This is a genomic window from Micromonospora polyrhachis, assembly GCF_014203835.1.
GTDB classification, from domain to species: Bacteria; Actinomycetota; Actinomycetes; order Mycobacteriales; family Micromonosporaceae; genus Micromonospora_H; species Micromonospora_H polyrhachis.
The window spans coordinates 3,270,143-3,289,023 of sequence record NZ_JACHJW010000001.1 but is presented as its reverse complement, the minus strand read 5'-3'; the positions used below and the strand labels follow the sequence as shown (position 1 = coordinate 3,289,023).

Here is an 18,881-nt window from a genome sequence, read left to right as displayed (position 1 = left end):
ACGCGACGTTGGCACGGGCCGGCACCATCGAAATTCGCAGGGTACGGGCCGAAGCGCCGCTCGCCGCGAAATGCCCGCGGATCGCGATCGGCTCAGACGCGGGGCGGACTGGCGGCCCGGGCCGCGACCGGCCCGTGTCGTCGCTCCATACCGCGTCCTCGTCTCTGCATCGATCCTACTGTGCCGAGGCGACAGAACCGGCACTCGGCACCCTCGGAAACGACCTGAGGGCCCCGTAGCGGCCAAATTGGCCCCGCCCACGACTCCCCCCACAGGCCCAGGTTCGGATCTTGGGCGAATCACCGCGCCGGCAAGCCACCCCTGCCAGCCCGACACCTCAACCGGGCAATCGCCCCCTGCCGCCCCGACATGTCAGCCGGACAGGACCGGCTGTCGACCGGGGGTCGCGGCGAGGCATCTCCGTACCGTAATTTTGCGTCGCCGTTCATGATTCCTGACAATTCGCGTTACGCGCTCCGGGAAACCGGACGCTCGGCCATCAACCTACTCAGAGAGGTGACGCCCGTGGGGCTGGAGAACGTCGCGGTGCACTGGCCACGTACCGGCCGGTTCTACGATCCGGTGGCCCCGGCCGAGTTCGTCGACTTCGGGACGGTCGCCGACCTGCCCGAGGTACCCGCACCAACCGCCACCCTCGCCACACACATCGCGAAGACCGGAACGGTGCCGGCAACCGCCTACACGGAACTGGTAGACCTGCTCCTCGGCCTCGACGGTGTGCTGTACGCCACAGAGGCCGCCGCCGAGGACGAGGACCCGGTAATCGACCCGGACGGCTGCGCCTGGATCGCGGGCGGCCTCGAACGATTCACCGAAGGGCACCGCCCGCACGGGGAGTCAGTGACATTCGACACGGTCGGTGCCGTACTCCGCGCCGCGCTCGCCGACGGGCGCCTCCCCGAACAGCAGCTCCGGTGGCTGGACAGCCGTCTCGACGCGCTTCGCGACGATTCCGGTGCGGCACCGCACTGGCGCTTCTTCCACTCCGAGCTCAGCGTGCTCGCCGGCTTCTACCGCCGGTGCGCCGACCGGGGCTTCGCCGTCTACGCGAACGGCTGACCGCTCCACCGTCTACGCGAACGGCCGACCGCTCCACCGTCTGTGTGTACGGCTGACCGCTCCACCGGTAGGACCTGAAGTCCGGATCGACCATCCCGGTGGACAACCCCGCCGAACGGGCACCACGTACGCCTGCCGGCCGAAGCGGTGCGGCAGGCGAGCCGGTCGGCGTACCGCCCGGCAACGACACCGGACGACGGTCAGCCGTACGTGTCCCGGGGGCCACGGCCCGGCACCCGACGCGGCCCCCGGGACCACGACGGCGCGGCCGGTCCATGAATGTGCAGCTTGCGCACCACGTTATGGCCGACCACGGCGGCGATCTGCTGTAGGAGCGACGCGGCAAGCAGCCGCAGCTGGGTCGCCCACGCGGTGGACTCCGCCTCCACGGTCAACTCGCCGTTCTCCAGCTTGACCGGTCGGCTGTGCTTGGCCACCTCCGGACCAACCACCCGTTCCCACTCGCCGAAGACCGTCGCCTCGGCCGCTGGCCGCTGCCAGCCCCGAGCCTTGACCAGTCGGGCCAGCACGCTGCCGAGCAGCTGCGGGTCGCGGGGATCGGGCCCCGGCCCGGAATAGCCCCGTAGCCGCCGACCAGATCCGCTCCGGCCGGCTGCCGACGTGCGGTCACCATCCGCCAGGTCCGACCCACCCGGGGTACGCCGTCTGGGCCGGGCCGCCTCCCGCCGGGCCCGGGCCGCGTCCAGCACCGCCCGAGCCAGCTCCGGCCCGGCCAACTCCTCCTCGCCCACCGGCCTGCCACCGGCCCCCGTACCGTCCGGTCTCGCCCGGCGCGGCTCGGCATCACTCGACACGACGCACCTCGCCTCCGGCCACCTCGTAGCGGGCACCCCGCAGCGCCCGGGGCACGTCCTCGGCGACCGCGCAGGTGACCAACAGCTGACTCGCCCCGGCGACCAGATCGGCCAGCCGTTCCCGCCGGCCGGCGTCCAGCTCGGCGAAGACGTCGTCGAGAACAAGTACCGGCTCGATGCCGTCGGAGCGGAGCAGGTCGTAGGCGGCCAGCCGCAACGCCAACGCGTACGACCAGGATTCGCCGTGGCTCGCGTATCCCTTGACCGGCAGCGGCCCCAGGCTGAGCGCGAGGTCGTCCCGATGTGGCCCGACCAGGGTCACACCCCGTTCCACCTCGGCGGCCCGGGAGCCGGCCAGCGCCGCCGCCAACGCCGCCTGGAGGGCAGGCCGATCGGGTGGTACGTCGGTGAGATCCACCGAGCACCGGTAGCTCATCCCCGCCGCACCCCGACCGGCCGCGACCGCGTCGTACGCCTTGGTCACATGCGGACTCAGGGCCGCGACGAGTTCGAGTCGGCCAGCCAGCAACTCCGCCCCGTGGTGCGCCAGGTGGGTGTCCCAGACGTCGAGGGTGGACAGGTCGGTAGCGGCTCCGCCCAGCTCCGGGTCCCCGGCCTCCGGACGGGGGCGCGTGCCGCGGGGACGACCGGCCCGACGGGCGAGATACGCCGTACGGAGCAGGGCGTTACGTTGCTTGACCACCCGCTCGTAGTCGGCGCGTACCCCAGCGTATCGGGGCATCCGGGTAACCAGCAGATCGTCGAGGTAGCGCCGCCGCTCGGCCGGGTCGCCCCGGACCAGTTCGAGATCCTCCGGGGCGAAGAGCACCAGGCGCAGCGCGCCAAGCACGTCCCGGGCCCGTCGGACCGGTGATCGCCCCAACCGGGCCCGGTTGGCCCGGCCCGGCACGAGCTGCAACTCGACCAGCAGTTCGCGAGCGTCGTGCACGATGGCACATCGAATCACCGCCGCGTCCGCACCGGCCCGCACCAGCGGCGCGTCGGTGGCGACCCGGTGACTTGCCAGGGTCGCCACATAGCCGAGCGCCTCGACGAGGTTGGTCTTACCCACCCCGTTGGAGCCGACGAGTACGTTCCCGCCGGGGTTCAGGTCGATTTCGACCCGCTCGTACGAGCGGAAGTCGACCAGTTCTAGCCGACGGACGTACACGATCTAGGCTCGCCGCCTAGTTCTTGTGGATGGCGTGGCCGCCGAACTGGAACCGCAACGCCGCGACGGCCTTCATGGCCGGCGAGTCGTCCTGTCGCGAGGCGAACCGGGCGAACAGGGCGGCGGCGATGACGTTCATCGGTACGGCCAGCCGCACCGCCTCGTCGACCGTCCACCGGCCCTCGCCGGTGTCCTCGGCGTAACCGCGCAGGCTGGACAACTCCGGGTCCTCTTCGAGGGCCCGGTCGAGCAGGTCGAGCAGCCAGGAGCGGACGACGGTGCCCTCCCGCCACGACTTGAACACCCCGGGCACGTTGGTGACCAGCTCGGACTTGGCCAGCAGCTCGTAGCCCTCGGCGTAGGCATGCATCAGGCCGTACTCGATGCCGTTGTGCACCATCTTGGCGTAGTGCCCGGCGCCGACCGGTCCGGCGTGTACGAAGCCGAACTCCCCCGCCGGCTTGAGTGACTCGAAGATCGGCATCAGCCGGGCGACGTGCTCCTGGTCGCCACCGACCATCAGGGCGTAGCCGTTCTCCCGGCCCCACACGCCACCGGAGACACCGACGTCGAGGTAGCCGATACCCTGCCGGTCGAGGCGTTCCGCGCGCGGTCCGTCGTCGCTGAACCGGGAATTCCCGCCGTCGATGATGATGTCGCCCGGGGAGAGCACCTCGGCGAGCCCGTCGATGGTGGCCTCGGTGACCGCCGCCGGCACCATCACCCAGACCGCCCGCGGCGCGGTCAGCTTCTCGGCCAGCTCGGCCAGGCTCGCGACGTCGGTCACCTCCGGGCTCTGGTCGTAGCCGACCACCTCGTGGCCGGCGGCGCGCAGTCGTTCGCGCATGTTGCCGCCCATCCGGCCGAGCCCCACGATGCCGAGCTGCATCTACTTCCCCTTCGGTGCGTTCGGTGCGGTTGGTGCCAGCGGGGTCAGCGAGTGACCCGGATCGGCATGATCAGGTAGCGGTACCCCGGAATGATCTCGCCATCCTCACCGGACGGGGAGAGCACCGCTGGCTTGAACGCGTCGACGAAGCGGAACACCGCAGTCGGTGCGCCGAGGTTCTGCAGGCCGTCGATGAGGTACTGCGGGTTGAAGCCGATGGTCAGCGGCTCGCCGGTGAAGGTGGCGTCCATCGCCTCGCTGGCTCGGGCCTCCTCCGTGCCGCCCGCCTCGACGACCAGGCCGTCGGCGCTGAAGCTCAGCAGCACCGGAGTGGTCCGCTCGGCGACCAGGGCGACCCGCTTGACGACCTCGACCAACGCCGAGACCGCAACCCGGGCCTCGGCGTTGTGACTGGCGGGGAAGAGCGAGCGAACCGGCGGGTAGTTGGCGCCGTCCAGCAGCCGACTGGTGGTCCGGCGGGTACCGCCGGCAAAGCCGATCATGCCTTCCCCGGCGGAGCCCTGGGCCAAGGCCATCGTCACGTTGCCACCGATTGGGCCGAGCGTCTTCGCGGTGTCGTGCAGGGTCCGGGCCGGTACGAGGGCGGTGATGCTCACCTCGGGGTCGTCCGGGTTCCACTGCATCTCGCGCATGGCCAGCCGATAGCGGTCGGTGGCGAGCATCGCCAGGGTCGTGCCGGTCAGCTCGATACGTACGCCGGTCATCATCGGCAGGGTCTCGTCCCGGCCGGCGGCAACGGCGACCTGTGACACCGCCGCCGCGAACGCCGCAGCGTCGATCGTGCCGGCGCTGGCCGGCATCTCCGGCAGGCTCGGATAGTCCTCGACCGGCATCGTCGGCAGCGTGAAACGGGCGCTACCGCAGACCAGCTCCAGGTGGGCACCGACGGCGGCGATGTCCACCGGCTTTGCCGGCAACGCCTTGGTGATCTCGGCAAGGAGGCGACCGGAGACCAGGGCGGCGCCGTCCGAGTCACCCTGCACCTCGACGGTGACCTGGCTGGAGACTTCGTAGTCGAACCCGGAGACGTGCAGGCTGCTGTCGGCGACTCGCAGCATCACCCCGGCTAGCACCGGCACCGAAGGGCGGCTGGGCAGGCTCTTCGCTGTCCAGGCCACCGCGTCGGCGAGCGCGTCGCGCTCCACTCGGAACTTCATGTCATGCCTCCGCGTCGACGTCAGCGACAACTGTCTCATGCCGGCGGCTGTCTTCCGACCCGGCCGTCCGTGCGGCTCTCCCTCGCACCTTAGGCCGCCGCATTTTTGTCTGCGTGCCCGCCCCCGGGTGTTCCGGTCGATGACTGCTTCGCTGCGGAAGCCCGATCGAACAATCCACAGAATCCCCAACGGTGATGATTGGTTTTTGTTCTCTTGAAGAGATAACTCATCGTCTTCATCGGTGCTGTGCAAACTGTGGATATCCAACGTTTCCGCAGGTCAGGAAGTTATGCACCGGTGGGTTGTCGGTGGATAACCGGGGGATAAACCGGGGTCTTCGTCCACAGCCCCTGAGTCGGCCTCAGGTTATCCACCGTCATCCACAGGTTTTCCACCGGTTATCCACCGAGTTTCTCCCCAGACCTGTGGATGACCAGTGGGCAGACGAAGGACGTTATCCCCAGAACCTTCAACAGGCTATGCACAGGCCGATGGAGAGCTGTGGATAACTCGACTACCCTTCGTGTTTGTCCACAGTGCTATCCCCAGGGTCTGTCCACAACCTGTGGATAACTATGGCGGGCGACGCCCTGTTATCCACAGGGGCGGTGGACAACCAGGCCGGTGGTGGTGGAGAACGGCGGCCTGGTTGGAAGCCGAAATCTGGCTACCCAGCTTCGGAAAGCGCGAAACCTCACTTATCGGGCGGGCTCGGGGACGTCGGGACAGCGGTCCCGACGGCAGCGGCGAGTGCCGGTTGCGGGGCATGACTGTGCGCGAGGTGTCGTCAGCCGATTACGAACAGCACCGGCATCTCGGGGCGCGGACGGGCGCGTGGCGGCGACTACCGCGCGGACGACAGGGTCAGGGGGTCTGCTTGATCCGGTTGGTCAGCTCGGCGATCTGGTTGTAGAGCGAGCGGCGTTCGGCCATCTGCTGTCGGATCTTCCGGTCGGCGTGCATCACCGTGGTGTGGTCCCGCCCCCCGAATGCCTGCCCGATCCGGGGCAACGACAGGTCGGTCAGTTCTCGACACAGATACATGGCGACCTGGCGGGCGTTGACCAGCACCCGAGAACGGGAGTGCCCACGCAGGTCCTCCAGGCTGACCCCGAAGTAGTCGGCGGTGGCGACCATGATCTGGTCGGCGGTGATGTCCGGCCCGCTACCGTCCGGAATGAAGTCGCGGAGGACCTCCTCGGCGAGCGACAGTTCGACCGGTGAACGGGTCAGCGAGGCGAACGCGGTGACCCGGATCAGGGCACCTTCCAACTCTCGGATCGAGGCGGAGATCCGGGACGCGATGAATTCAAGGACGTCCGGCGGGGCGAACAGGCGTTCCTGGGCGGCCTTCTTCTGCAGGATCGCGATCCGGGTCTCCAGGTCCGGTGGCTGGATGTCGGCTAGCAAGCCCCACTCGAACCGGGTCCGCAGCCGATCCTCCAGGGTCGCCAGCTGCTTCGGGGACCGGTCGGAGGTGATCACGATCTGCTTGTTGGCGTTGTGCAACGTGTTGAAGGTGTGGAAGAACTCCTCCTGGGTCCGTTCACGGGTCTCCAGGAACTGGATGTCGTCGATCAGGAGGATGTCGACATCGCGGTAGCGCCGTTGGAACGCACTGGTCTTGTCGTCCCGGAGCGAGTTGATGAAGTCGTTGGTGAATTCCTCGGTCGAGACGTACCGCACCGAGCGGGCGTTGCCCAACGTCGTGGCGTAGTGGCCGATCGCGTGCAGCAGGTGGGTCTTGCCCAGCCCGGAGCTGCCGTAGATGAACAGCGGGTTGTACGCCTTCGCCGGCGACTCGGCCACCGCCACCGACGCGGCGTGGGCGAACCGGTTGGAGGAACCGATGACGAACGTCTCGAACATGTACTTGGGGTTGAGCCGGTTGCCGCCGGTCTCCGTACCGGGCAGGCCACGGCGGTCGTCCCGTCCGCCCGGTCGGTCGACGGGCGCATTACGCCCCGGTCCGCTGTCGGTGTCTCCGGGGCGGGGCAACCGTAGTGCCGGGTCGACGTGCAGCAGGGGATCGTCGTCCGGGAACCGACGATCGAGTTGCCGGTGGTCGATCGCGGCCTGACCCACTCCGGCGGGTTCGGCTGCCCGGTCGTCGAGCCCGCGTCGCTCCTGGTGCGGCGCGGGGCTCCGGTGTGGCGGCGGATAGGGCGCGGGAAAGAGGGTCTCCTGACCGTCCCGACTGGTCGGGATCAGGCCTCCTCGGAGACCACCACCACCCGGGCGGTGTCCGCCCTCACTGGGGCCGAACTGCTGCCCGCCGCCAGGATCACCGGAATACCCGGTCGGTGACCCTCCTGGGGCGGGTGCCCCCGAAACGGGGTGCTGGCCGGTGTCGGCGGGACCGCCGTAGTTGTCGGGTGGCGGGAACCCACCCACCTCGCTGGCGGAGCTGGTGCCGTAGATGGTGCCGGTGGGGCGTCCCTGGCCGTCCTCCGGCGGTCGTACCGTGACCGCCACCTGGATGGGGCGACCGAGCCGGCGGGACAGGGTCTCGGTGATGGCCGGGCGGAGCCGGGACTCGATCACGTCCCGGGTGAACGCGTCCGGTACGGAGAGCAGCGCGGTGTCCTCGACGATCGCCCGTAGCCGGGTCAGTCGGAGGTAGGCGCGTTGCTGGGCCGAGACGATCTCGTCGGCCATCTCGTCGGTCGTTGCCAGCCACACCGCGGCAAGGTCGATCGATTCGGCCACCGTCACGCCACCCCCATTGCTCCTGCGTTCCCGGCCGCCGTGTCGTCGTCAGTCGGCCGTTCCGGGCCTGCACCGCGCTCGAACAGGCGTGACCTCGCTGGAAAGGCACCTGGCCGAATCGTCATCCACAGGTTATCCACAACCTGTGTACCGACTGACCGCGGCCGTCGCCAGACCTGCGTCGGACCTGTTTTTGCCTTCTGTGGCGCTGAAGCGGGTTCACCGTGCCGAACGATTGACCGCCTTGTTCGGTCTTGCCCGGCAGCGGCAGTGAGTCCCCCTGGGGGCTGGCTCTCCTGACGCTGACCGCAATCGGGCACGCTAACAGCGTTGTCCACACCCCTTCAACCGACGGGCCCGGCGGGGCGGGTGCGACCTGACGGAGCGGGCCCGACGACGTGGGCCGGAAGACGCGAGAAGGGGTATGTCGCCGCGTACCCGGATCCGCCGTGACCGGACGTGTTTGACGCCTCTTGATCTCGTGCGTAGGCTCGATCGGCTGCTCTGTTGCCCTCTGCTAGGGTGATGAGTGCTTGCTGTTCACGGTCGCTGGCTACGCGTCGTCGGGCAGCATCGACCACGGCCACCAGCCGCGGTGACCAAACGCACTATGGCCACCCGGTGAAGTGGCCACCGCATCGCGGCTGCCCGCCGTGGTGACCAACGCCAGACCACTACGACCCCGGCATCTCGGGACGTACGAAGACGGAGAGCCTGACGTGAGCAAGCGCACCTACCAGCCGAACAACCGCCGGCGCGCGAAGACCCACGGCTTCCGGCTGCGCATGCGCACCCGGGCCGGCCGCGCCATCATCTCGACCCGCCGCACGAAGGGCCGTGCCCGCCTGTCGGCCTGAGCGTCGACCGGGGGTCTGAGTCAGGGGATGTAGGCAGTCGTGCTGGCGGCCACGCAACGCCTCCGCCACAGCCGTGAGTTTGCTGCGGCAATCCGAGGCGGACGACGTGCCGGTCGCGGTGCTGTCGTCGTACACCTTGACCTGCCGATCCCCACAGCCCCATCCAGGGGCCTAGACGGAAACTCGTCGGCCGAGCCGGCGCGGAGCACAGGTGCGGAGCAAGCTTCCGTGCCGACCCGCGCCGGCTTTGTCGTGTCCAAGGCCGTTGGCGGAGCGGTGGTACGCAATGCCGTCCGGCGTCGGCTGCGACATCTCGTCCGGGACCGGCTGTCCGACCTGCCGGCCGGCAGCACCCTCGTGGTACGGGCGCTACCCGGTGCCGACCAGCTCTCGTACGTCCGGCTCGGAGCCGACCTCGATGCGGCGCTCGCCGCCGCCCGGACCGCTCGTCGGGCGGGGCGGCGATCCCGATGAGCAGCGAGAACAGCATTCCACGGGCGACTTCACCCGGTGCCCGAATGCTGGCCGGACCCATCATCGCGTACCGTCGTTGGATAAGCCCGGCACTGCCGGCCCGCTGTCGGTTCTACCCGTCGTGCAGTGCCTACGCCTTGACTGCGATCGCGCAGCACGGTGCGCTCCGGGGAGCATCGCTGGCGGTACGACGGCTGCTGCGCTGCCACCCTTTCCACCCTGGTGGATATGACCCGGTGCCGGAGCCGGGCGGCCGCCGCCGTGCCGATGTGACTGGAGCCCCGAATTGAGTCTCGACTGGATCTACTGGGCGATTTCGTGGATCCTGCTGTTCTGGCACTCGGCCTGGGACACCATCGGCGTGCCGGCGACTGCGGTGTTGGGCACCAACTGGTCCTGGATCCTCGCGATCATCTTCCTGGTCGTCACCGTTCGAGCGATCCTCTTCCCGGTCTTCGTGAAGCAGATCAAGTCGCAGCGGGCGATGCAGGCGCTCCAGCCGAAGGTCAAGGCGCTTCAGGAGAAGCACAAGGGTGACCGGGAGACGCTCCAGAAAGAGATGATGGAGCTCTATCGGGAGGAGAAGGCCAACCCGCTGATGGGTTGCCTTCCGATGTTCCTGCAGATTCCGGTCTTCCTCGGTCTCTTCCACGTGCTGCGTCGGCTCAGCCCGGCGAACGAGGGCAAGACGCTCTACGGTTGGGCGGCGGACCAGTTCGACAGCGCGGCCAGCGCCAAGATCTTCACTGCCCCGATTGCCGGTAAGTTCGGCTCTACTGCAGATGAACTCGCCGCGCTCGGTGCCAACGGCACCACCGTCAAGATCATGGCGGGCGTCCTGGTGCTCATGATGATTACCACCACCTACCTGACCAGCCGACAGATGATTCTGAAGACCGGTTGGGCGGAGGACCCGCAGCAGCGGATGATCCAGCGACTGATGCTCTACGGCATCCCCGCCTCGCTGCTGATCTCTGGCGCGATCTTCCCGATCGGTGTGATCATCTACTGGGTGACGAACAACCTGGTCACCCTCGCCCAGCAGCAGTGGGTGCTGCGCAAGTTCCCGCCGCCGCCCACCGCCAACGCCGGCAAGACCACGAAGCCAGCTGCCAAGGCCAAGCCCGGACTCTTCGGCCGTAAGGCCGTCGAGACGAAGCCCGAGGTCAAGCCTGTCCCCAAGGTGGCCGGCCCCAAGCCAGGCGCGAAGCCGGTCAACCCCAAGAAGGGTCGCCCGGCCAAGCCACAGAGCTGAACCGCCACGTTGCCGGTCGGGCCTCGACGGTCTGGCCTGCAACCGGTGGGAGACGGAACCGTGCCGCCGCCGTGTCGGTGCGCGCCGGATCCGGATTTCGCCGCGTACCGGTGTGGTCAGGGGCGAAACTGCCCGAAGAGACGTGCCCGTGGATCCGGCGACCTCCCGCCGACCAGGGGAATCAACGGACCGTACGGTCCGGCCGAGCGACTACGGAGATGAGACCGTGACCGACACCAGCATTCCGCGTACCGAGCAGCCACTCGACGAAGAGGCCGCCCCGGTCGCGGCGCAGGTCGACAGTGACACCGAGGGCGACGTCGAAGACGAGGCGGAGGCCCCGGCCCCGGCGAATGGCAAGGCCCCGTCCAGCACGTCGGACGCCGAACTCTTCCGGCAGAGCGAGATCGCGGCCGACTACATCGAGGGGCTGTTGGACATCCTCGATTACGACGGCGACATCGACGAACTGGTGTCCGGTGGACGACCGATGGTCGAGGTGGTCGGCGGTCGGTTGCAGCCGCTGGTCGGCCAGCGGGGTGCCACCCTGGAGGCGCTCCAGGAACTGACTCGCCTTGCCGTGTTCCGGCAGACCGGATCACCGAGCCGACTGCTGCTGGACGTCGGCGGCTACCGCGCCGCCCGGCGAAAGGAACTCGGTGCCGTCGCGCGTAACGCGGTCGAGAAGGTGAAGGAGTACGGAGAGGCGGTACGCCTCGAACCAATGTCGGCCTTCGAGCGTAAGTGCGTGCACGACGTGGTCAACGCGATGGCCGGGGTCGAGAGCGAGTCGGAGGGCGTCGAGCCGAACCGGCGCATCGTCGTCCGTCCCGTTTCCTGATCCAGTCATGACGAACGAGTCGGCGGCTGACGCCGTTTTCGGGCCGGGTGGCACACCACCCGGCCCGTCCGCTGTCCCGTCCCAGGTCGTGCCGCTGCCACCGGAGTTGACGCAGGCCGCCCGTACGCTCTTTGGCGAACGGCTCCCGCTGGCGGAGAGGTACGCGGAACTGCTGGCCACGGACGGGGTGGTACGGGGCCTCATCGGTCCTCGGGAGGCGCCCCGGATCTGGGAGCGCCACCTGATCAACTGCGCCGCCGTGGCCGAGCTGCTGCCCCCGGACTGCTCGGTGGTGGATGTCGGTTCCGGCGCGGGACTGCCCGGACTTGTGTTGGCGGTGGCCCGTCCGGACCTCTCGGTCACCCTGATCGAGCCGCTGGCCCGACGGACCGCCTTCCTGGCCGAGGCGGTCGCGCTGCTGGGCCTCGACCGGTCGGTGACCGTGCTGCGGGCCCGGGCGGAAGAGGTCGTCTCGAACCGCGCCGGGTCCGGTGGCCTGCCGCCTGCGGATGTGGTGACCGCTCGGGCGGTAGCCCCGCTCGATCGGCTGGCCGGGTGGTGCCTGCCGCTGGCGGCCGTGGGTGGTCGGCTGTTGGCGCTCAAGGGCGCCTCGGCGGCTGATGAGGTGACCGAACACCACGCCGCGGTCGAGCGGCTGGGGGGCGGGCCAGCGAGCGTACGACGGTGCGGGGTCGGGGTGATCGATCCGCCGACCACGGTGGTGGAGATCGTCCGGGAGCGGGCGGTGGAAGCTCCGAAGGGGAAGGCGACGAGGGGGAAGACGGCGAAGACCCCGCAACGGGAAACTCGATCGACTCGGGCCGAACGCCGGTCTGGCCCCCCGCCGGGGAGCGCCTTCGGCGGCAACCGGGGCGGACGATCGCAACCACAGCGGTAGACGCAGGCTTTGCTCTTTCTTGCTTGCTCGGGGGGATTGTGACGACTCACCCTGCCGTCAGCCGTGGCCTCGGCCCGCCTGTCCCCCGTAGGCTGGCCGCGCGTCGATAATGTGGACCGGACCTCGGTGGCGTCCCACAGGAGGCCCCTGCGGTTTCGAACCGCGTTGATTCTGGGGCTGGGTTTCGAGCTGCCACCGACGCCGACCGATCCATCCGAAGCGGGCAGGGATGACACGGTGTATGAAGACGGTAGGTACGAGACAGGAATAGCGAACCACGGCGGCCAACCCTCGAATGAGGTCGCCGTTTCACGTGAAACAAACTACGAGGGCTGGGCCGCCCGGGACCGGGTCGGCCGGCAATGGGCGCGGTTGAGCGGCGGTCAGAAGGACGATGACGCGTCACATCCGCTACGCCGGCACGGTCCTTCCTCGGAGCCTCAGGCAGACCCGGTCGGCCTACCGAACCGCAGACGGTCGACGGCTGGCGGCGTACCGACGCAGGACGTGCGACAGCCACCACCCCCGAAGGATCGTGAAGTCGAGGTCGTTTCGACCGGCGCCGCTCAGGCAGCGGAGCACCAGAACCCAGCTCACCACGACACGCCCATGCCCGCTGGCGGGCCCGCCGCCAGCGAAGGCGAAGTTGACGCGTACGTTTCACGTGAAACGCCGCCGCGCGAAGAGGATGACCCACCGTTGGCTATGGAGGCAATGCGCGCCGTGCAAATCCTGAATCCGAGTGGCGAGGTGACGATGCCTCGGCCGGCCAGGTCCCGGGTCATCTGCGTCGCCAACCAGAAGGGTGGGGTGGGAAAGACGACGACCACGGTCAACCTGGCGGTAGCCCTCGCGCTGCACGGTAACCGGGTACTGGTGGTCGACCTGGATCCGCAGGGAAACGCCTCGACCGGGCTGAACGTGCCCCACCATGCCGGAGTTCCGGATGTCTACAACTGCCTGATCGACAACCTGCCGTTGGCAGAGGTGGCGCAGGGGGTGGAGGGCATCCCGAACCTGTGGTGCGTACCGGCCACGATCGACCTCGCCGGAGCCGAGATCGAGCTGGTGTCCATGGTGGCTCGCGAGACCCGGTTGGGTCGGGCGATCGCCTCCCACCCTGAGCAGTTCGACTACGTCTTCATCGACTGCCCGCCGTCGCTCGGCCTGTTGACGGTCAACGCGCTCGTGGCCGCCCAGGAGGTGCTGATCCCGATCCAGTGCGAGTACTACGCCTTGGAAGGGCTCAACCAACTGATCAACAACATCAACCTGGTCAAGCAGCACCTGAACCCGGCACTCAACGTCTCGACCATCCTGCTCACGATGTACGACCGGCGTACCCGGCTGGCTGACGCGGTCGAGCAGGACGTCCGGAACCACTTCGGTGACAGGGTTTTGCAGGCCGTCATTCCCCGTAACGTCCGGGTGTCCGAGGCGCCCAGCTATGGCCAGTCGGTCATGACCTACGATCCGGGTTCGCGGGGCGCCATGAGTTACTTCGCGGCGGCCCAGGAGATCGCGGAACGTGGGGTCAGAGAGCCGGTCGGCCGCAATGCCTAGGTCGGTCAATTCGGTGGGAGGCGTGGCATGAAGAACCGTCCGCGAGGGGGCCTGGGACGGGGCCTTGGCGCGCTGATTCCCACCGGCCCGGTGGAGCCGGCCGAGTCGACCACCGACCCGTTGGGTTTGGTCGACCAGCCGTCCGGCGGGAGCCCGGTGCGGGACGAAGTCGGGATTGCTTCGGCTAGCCCGGCAGTCCCGGCCAAGTCGTACGTCGAGCCGGTGTCTCAACTGGCGCCGGTACCGGGTGCGCGGTTCGCGGAGATCCCGGTCGAGGCGATCGTGCCGAACCCCAAGCAGCCTCGGCAGATCTTCGAGGACGAGGCCCTGGAGGAACTCAAGGTCTCGATCGAGGAGGTCGGCTTTCTCCAGCCCATCGTCGTCCGCGAGTTGGACGGCGGCGAGCAGTTCGAGCTCGTCATGGGCGAGCGGCGGTGGCGGGCGGCCCAGGCGGTCGGGCGGGAGAAGATCCCGGCGATCATCCGGGACACCCGGGACGACGCGATGCTCCGGGACGCACTGCTGGAGAACATCCACCGGGCGAACCTGAACCCGTTGGAAGAAGCTGCGGCCTATCAGCAGTTGCTGGATGAGTTCGGTGTCACTCATGAAGAGCTGGCCCGCCGGATCGGCCGGAGCCGGCCGCAGATCTCCAACACCATCCGGCTCATGAACCTGCCGCCACAGGTGCAGAGCCGGGTGGCGGCCGGAGTGCTCTCGGCTGGCCACGCTCGTGCCCTGCTCGGCTTGGACGATGCTGCGGCGCAGGAGAAGCTGGCCCTTCGTATCGTCGCGGAAGGGCTTTCCGTCCGGTCGACCGAGGAACTGGTCAAGCTTGCTGGGATGGAGGAGACGCCGACCAACACCACACCGGCGAAGCGGCGGCCCAAACCGCATGCCCCCGGATTGACGGAGCTGGCCGAACGGCTCTCCGACCGGTTCGACACGCGGGTCAAGGTCGACCTCGGGCGGAACAAGGGCAAGATCACCATCGAGTTCGCCAGTGTGGACGACCTGGAGCGGATCGTCGAGATCATCGGCACCGAAGAACAGGAGTCGATCGTCACCTGACGGATCGGCACTCGAATCGGCAGTCGGGTGCGGCTCGATCCAGCAGTAGGGCATGGCCGATCCGGCAGTCGTACGCGGGCGGCGGGTTCTTCCGAGTGGGAGGGCCCGCCGCCCGTTTGTGTCGGTGAACCGGGTTGGGGCCGTATCGCCTCCCTGCCCTGCCCTGTCCTGTCCTGCCTTGTCTTGGGTGCGGTAGCAGGCCTGCATCGCCGCCCTGGTCCCCGAGTGCGGTAGCAGACTGGCGTCACGCTTCGGGCGGGAAGGCGTAGCCCGGGTAGGTCGTGCTGTTTCACGTGAAACCGGCTGCGAAGGGGCAGGGGTGGGGGCAGGTAGGCGGAAGTCCAGGACAAGCCGATTCCAGAGCCGTCCACGCGGCGATGGGGCCCTTGAAGTAATCCACAGGCGTTTTCCACAGGCGCCCGTGGTTTCACGTGAAACCGCGCGTAGATGGCGGTCTGGCCCTGTGGATGAACGACATCGAGTCGGTGTGGTCCATCGGTGGATGTAGGCCCCTGGACTCTCCCGAGGTGTCCCTCACTCGGTTAGGGTCAGCGTCGTGTCCCACACCCCTCGCATTCCCAAGTTCGCCCAATGGCCGTCGTTCCCATTCGAAGGCGATCTCCGCGTCAAGCAACTCGACGAACCGGTCGACGTCGAACCGGCCCGCAAGGGCGAGGGATCCAGCGTTTGCGCGGCCTGCGAGACGCCGGACGAGGCCTACATCTGGGTCAGCGAACGCTGGCGAGTACGCGCTATGGACCGCCCCAGCGGGCTGCCAATGGTGCTCATCCTGGAGTCCCGATCTCACCTGGACCTCGGTGATCTGCCGAACCTGCTGGCCGCTGAACTCGGGGTGATGACCGTCCGGCTGGAGCGAGCCATCCGGTCGCTCGACGGTGTGGCGCGAGTGCACGTCAACCGCTGGGGGGACGGCTCCGCACACTTCCACATGTGGTTCCTGGCCCGCCCGTACGGGCGGTTGCAGCTTCGCGGCACGTTCCTGTCCCTGTGGGACGACATCCTGCCGCCGATTCCCGAATCAGTGTGGCGGGAGAACCTCGCACTCGTCGCGGCATGGCTCGCCGAGTTCGGCGGTCGTACGCTGGCGGAGCCGCCCCGTATCGAGTGGCAGGCACCGTCGAGTCTGGCTCAGCAGGCATCAGCCGGGGTGACCCTCCCGGTGGAGGAGTTGGCGGTCAAGGGGAAGTCGGTAGCGGAGCCTGAGGAAGCATCCCGGGACACCGACCAGGGAGGCGATGTTGGGGCCGACGAAGCCAACAACGGCGAAACCAGCAAAGACACCAACGGCGAAATCGACGAGGACACCAACGGCGAAACCAGCGAAGACGTCAGCAGTGAAGCGAGTGACGAAACTGGTGGCGACATCGGCGGCAGGGCCGGCGCGACTCGCCGTACCGATGGGTGAATGACAGTGCGGCGGGCGGCCTGCGGGTGTGCTGGTTACTAGCCCGGCCTGTCGGGGCGCTAGCCCCGCCGAGCCGCCGCTCGGGCCACCAACGACCCGAGTAGCTTGCCGAAGTCGAGATTGGCAGCCTGTACCGCCAGTGGCAGCAGCGACGTCTCGGTCATCCCGGGTGAGATGTTGACCTCCAGCACGTGCGGGTCCCCGGCCGCGTCGACGATGAGGTCGACCCGGGACAGGTCACGCAGCCCGAGGGCGGAGTGTGCGGCCAGGGCTACTTCGGCCACCCTGGCCGCCACGGCCGGTGCCAGCCGGGCCGGACTGTGCCACGTGGTCAGGCCGGCGGTGTAGCGGGCCGCGTAGTCGTAGACCCCGTTGCGCGGGACGATCTCGACCGCCGGTAGAGCCTGAGGACCATCGCCCAGGTCGACGATGGAGACCGCCACGTCCATGCCCGGGATGTAGCGCTCGACCAGCGCCGTGGTGTCGTAGGCGAAGCAGCCCACCATCGCGGCTGGTAGGGCAGCAGCGTCCCGGACCACGGCGGCACCCAGCCCGGAACCGCCCTGGGTCGGCTTCACCATGAGCGGCAACCCGAGGCGGTCGACGATCCGGTCCAGCACCGCGACCGCACCCAGCTCCGAGAAGCGGTCGTGCGGCAGCGCCACCCAGTCGGGCGTCGGAATGCCCGCCTCGCGCAGCACCGTCTTCGCGGACGGCTTGTCCCAGGCCAGCCGCGCCGACCGGGCGTCGCAGCCGACGTAGGGCACGTCGCACAGATCGAGGACCCCGCGCAGCGACCCGTCCTCACCGGTCGAGCCGTGCAGCGCGATCACCACGGCGTCCGGGGGGTCGGCGGTCAGAACTGGCAGCAGGGCGCTGTCGGCGTCGTGTAGTTCCGCCTCTACCCCCACCGACCGCAGTGCGTCGAGCACTCGGCGACCGGATCGTAGCGACACGTCACGCTCATAGGAGAGCCCGCCGGCCAGCACCAGGACCCGGAGGTCGGAAAGGGCCTCCGGCAGGGGTGGAGCTGGCCGGTCGGTCGGATACGGGCTGCTGGCCGGGGTCGTACTCATGGGGAAGATCATGCCAAGTCGGGACCTGGCACGTCCGCCCCGGCCTGCCCACGACGGCGATGGGACGGTCGTGCCACCGGGCCGAAGACCTGGCGCATCGCCATCTCCTGCTCCATCACGCTGGCCAGCCGACGGACCCCCTCGCGGATCCGCTCCGGCGGCGGGAACGAGAAATTGAGCCGCATGTTCCCGGCTCCGGAGCCGTCGGCGTAGAAACCGGTGCCGGGCACGTAGGCCACCCGGGCGGTGATGGCACGCGGCATCATCGCCTTCGCGTCCAGCCCGTCCGGCAGGGACGCCCAGACGAAGAGTCCACCCTTGGGCTCGGTCCAGGTGGTGCCGGACGGCATCAAATCGGCCAGGGCCGCCAGCAACGCGTCCCGGCGTTCCCCGTAGATCTCGCGGTAGGTTTTGAGCTGCTCCCGCCACGGCATGGTCGACAGGTAGGTGGACACCGCGGCCTGGGCGTAGTTGCTGGGGCACAGGATCTGCGCCTCGCTGGCGATGACCAGCTTGTCCCGTACCGCGTGCGGCGCGAGGATCCAACCCACCCGCAGCCCGGGGGCGAAGGTCTTGGAGAAGGTGCTCAGGTAGAAGACACCATCCCGGCGGCGGGCGCGCAGCGGGGCCGGCGCGTCACCGTCGAAGCCGAGCTGCCCGTACGGGTCGTCCTCGACCACCAGCAGGCCGGCCCGCTCGCAGATGTCGAGCACCCGTTCCCGCCGCTCGTCGGTTAGCGTCACGCCGGTCGGGTTCTGGAAGGTCGGGATCGTGTAGAGGAACTTGGCCCGGCGGCCGGAGCGGGCCACCTCGGCGATGGCCGCCTCCAGCGCCTCGGGCACCAGGCCGTCGTCGTCCATCGGTACGTGCACCACCTGCGCCTGGGCGGCCTGGAAGACCCCCAGGGCGCCGACGTAGGTGGGGCCCTCGGCCAGGACGACGTCACCCGGGTCGAGGAAGAGCCGGGCGACCAGGTCGAGCGCTTGTTGCCCGCCGACGGTCACCACCACGTCCTCCGGGGAGGCACCACAGTTCACGTCGATGCCGGAAAGCGCCATTACCTCGCAGATGCGCTCACGCAACTCGAGAGTGCCCTGACCGATGCCGTACTGGAGGCTGGTCGTGCCCTGCTCGGCGGCGAGTCGACCCAGCATCTCGCCCACCGCGTCGAGCGGCAGCGCGGCGATGTACGGCGCACCGCCGGCGAGCGACACCACTTCCGGGCGGCTGGCTACGGCGAACAAAGCTCGGATCTCCGATGCCGTCATACCGCGGACGCGCCGGGCGTAGCGATCGGTATAGTCGTCGAGCGTCGTGCCGGTCATGACATCACCTCGATCACGCGGGTCGCTGGGCAGGCCGACAAATCTGGCGGCACAGCGTTGGTTTGTCGATCCTAGTCCGCAACAGCGATCAGCGTCATCGGCACCGGAGGCAGTCCACATCGCGGACCTGCTGGTTTTGCGGCTGGCCACGACCCGAAGCTGTGCGAAACCGTCCAACCTCTCCCACAGCGGGTGGTTCCAGCGTACGATCGCTCGTCGGGGGGCAAGGAGGCGGCGATGCTTCACGGTGCTT

17 protein-coding genes are annotated in these 18,881 nt (G+C 68.7%); 10 read left to right on the top strand and 7 right to left on the bottom strand.

Annotated elements, in window-relative coordinates; genetic code table 11:
• The first annotated feature begins 525 nt into the window (after nucleotides 1–525).
• Nucleotides 526–1,080: a hypothetical protein gene (locus FHR38_RS14210; protein WP_184535123.1), complete on the top strand. Its 555-nt coding sequence runs from the start codon at nucleotides 526–528 to the stop codon at nucleotides 1,078–1,080.
• Between the two features lie 200 nt (nucleotides 1,081–1,280).
• Here the strand turns inward: FHR38_RS14210 and FHR38_RS14205 are convergent, their stop codons facing one another.
• The 5 genes from FHR38_RS14205 to dnaA form a co-directional block, all read right to left on the bottom strand.
• On the bottom strand, nucleotides 1,281–1,895 hold the full coding sequence (locus FHR38_RS14205; RefSeq protein WP_184535122.1) for a DciA family protein: 615 nt from the start codon (nucleotides 1,893–1,895) through the stop codon (nucleotides 1,281–1,283).
• Nucleotides 1,885–3,066: a DNA replication/repair protein RecF gene (gene recF, locus FHR38_RS14200; RefSeq protein ID WP_184535121.1), complete on the bottom strand. Its 1,182-nt coding sequence runs from the start codon at nucleotides 3,064–3,066 to the stop codon at nucleotides 1,885–1,887. The genes FHR38_RS14205 and recF overlap by 11 nt, the downstream gene beginning before the upstream one ends.
• 16 nt (nucleotides 3,067–3,082) lie before the next feature.
• Nucleotides 3,083–3,955 (bottom strand): phosphogluconate dehydrogenase (NAD(+)-dependent, decarboxylating), encoded by an 873-nt coding sequence (gnd, locus tag FHR38_RS14195; RefSeq protein ID WP_184535120.1) that lies wholly within the window; start codon nucleotides 3,953–3,955, stop codon nucleotides 3,083–3,085.
• A 44-nt stretch (nucleotides 3,956–3,999) separates the two neighbouring features.
• Entirely contained in the window at nucleotides 4,000–5,133 is a 1,134-nt protein-coding gene (gene dnaN / locus FHR38_RS14190) for a DNA polymerase III subunit beta (protein ID WP_184535119.1), read from the bottom strand.
• 864 nt (nucleotides 5,134–5,997) lie between these two features.
• Nucleotides 5,998–7,842 (bottom strand): chromosomal replication initiator protein DnaA, encoded by a 1,845-nt coding sequence (gene dnaA / locus FHR38_RS14185; protein WP_184535118.1) that lies wholly within the window; start codon nucleotides 7,840–7,842, stop codon nucleotides 5,998–6,000.
• Nucleotides 7,843–8,561: 719 nt separating this feature from the next.
• On the opposite strand from dnaA, the gene rpmH reads away from it, so the two are divergent.
• From rpmH to FHR38_RS14140, 9 genes are all read left to right on the top strand, one after another.
• A complete protein-coding gene (gene rpmH / locus FHR38_RS14180; protein ID WP_132264196.1) occupies nucleotides 8,562–8,699 on the top strand; it encodes a 50S ribosomal protein L34 in 138 nt (45 codons plus the stop codon).
• Nucleotides 8,700–8,738: 39 nt separating this feature from the next.
• On the top strand, nucleotides 8,739–9,173 hold the full coding sequence (rnpA, locus tag FHR38_RS14175; protein WP_184535117.1) for a ribonuclease P protein component: 435 nt from the start codon (nucleotides 8,739–8,741) through the stop codon (nucleotides 9,171–9,173).
• Between the two features lie 44 nt (nucleotides 9,174–9,217).
• On the top strand, nucleotides 9,218–9,463 hold the full coding sequence (gene yidD, locus FHR38_RS14170; RefSeq protein WP_221449685.1) for a membrane protein insertion efficiency factor YidD: 246 nt from the start codon (nucleotides 9,218–9,220) through the stop codon (nucleotides 9,461–9,463).
• Nucleotides 9,460–10,428, top strand: a complete 969-nt coding sequence (yidC, locus tag FHR38_RS14165; protein ID WP_184535115.1) for a membrane protein insertase YidC — start codon at nucleotides 9,460–9,462, stop codon at nucleotides 10,426–10,428. Before yidD ends, yidC begins: the two co-directional genes overlap by 4 nt.
• 226 nt (nucleotides 10,429–10,654) lie before the next feature.
• Nucleotides 10,655–11,269 carry a Jag family protein gene (locus tag FHR38_RS14160; RefSeq protein ID WP_184535114.1) on the top strand — a complete coding sequence of 205 codons (615 nt, stop codon included), beginning with the start codon at nucleotides 10,655–10,657 and terminating at the stop codon, nucleotides 11,267–11,269.
• Between the two features lie 7 nt (nucleotides 11,270–11,276).
• Entirely contained in the window at nucleotides 11,277–12,167 is an 891-nt protein-coding gene (rsmG, locus tag FHR38_RS14155; protein WP_184535113.1) for a 16S rRNA (guanine(527)-N(7))-methyltransferase RsmG, read from the top strand.
• A gap of 237 nt (nucleotides 12,168–12,404) precedes the next feature.
• A complete protein-coding gene (locus tag FHR38_RS14150; RefSeq protein WP_376771403.1) occupies nucleotides 12,405–13,730 on the top strand; it encodes a ParA family protein in 1,326 nt (441 codons plus the stop codon).
• Between the two features lie 27 nt (nucleotides 13,731–13,757).
• The gene (locus tag FHR38_RS14145; protein WP_184535111.1) at nucleotides 13,758–14,801 is read left to right on the top strand and encodes a ParB/RepB/Spo0J family partition protein; all 1,044 of its coding nucleotides are present in this window, start codon (nucleotides 13,758–13,760) and stop codon (nucleotides 14,799–14,801) included.
• 574 nt (nucleotides 14,802–15,375) lie between these two features.
• Nucleotides 15,376–16,227 carry a hypothetical protein gene (locus tag FHR38_RS14140; RefSeq protein ID WP_312882551.1) on the top strand — a complete coding sequence of 284 codons (852 nt, stop codon included), beginning with the start codon at nucleotides 15,376–15,378 and terminating at the stop codon, nucleotides 16,225–16,227.
• 59 nt (nucleotides 16,228–16,286) lie between these two features.
• Here the strand turns inward: FHR38_RS14140 and FHR38_RS14135 are convergent, their stop codons facing one another.
• Nucleotides 16,287–17,303 (bottom strand): D-alanine--D-alanine ligase family protein, encoded by a 1,017-nt coding sequence (locus tag FHR38_RS14135; protein ID WP_184535110.1) that lies wholly within the window; start codon nucleotides 17,301–17,303, stop codon nucleotides 16,287–16,289.
• Nucleotides 17,304–17,311: 8 nt separating this feature from the next.
• On the bottom strand, nucleotides 17,312–18,628 hold the full coding sequence (locus tag FHR38_RS14130; RefSeq protein ID WP_184535109.1) for an aminotransferase-like domain-containing protein: 1,317 nt from the start codon (nucleotides 18,626–18,628) through the stop codon (nucleotides 17,312–17,314).
• Nucleotides 18,629–18,881 lie beyond the last annotated feature (253 nt).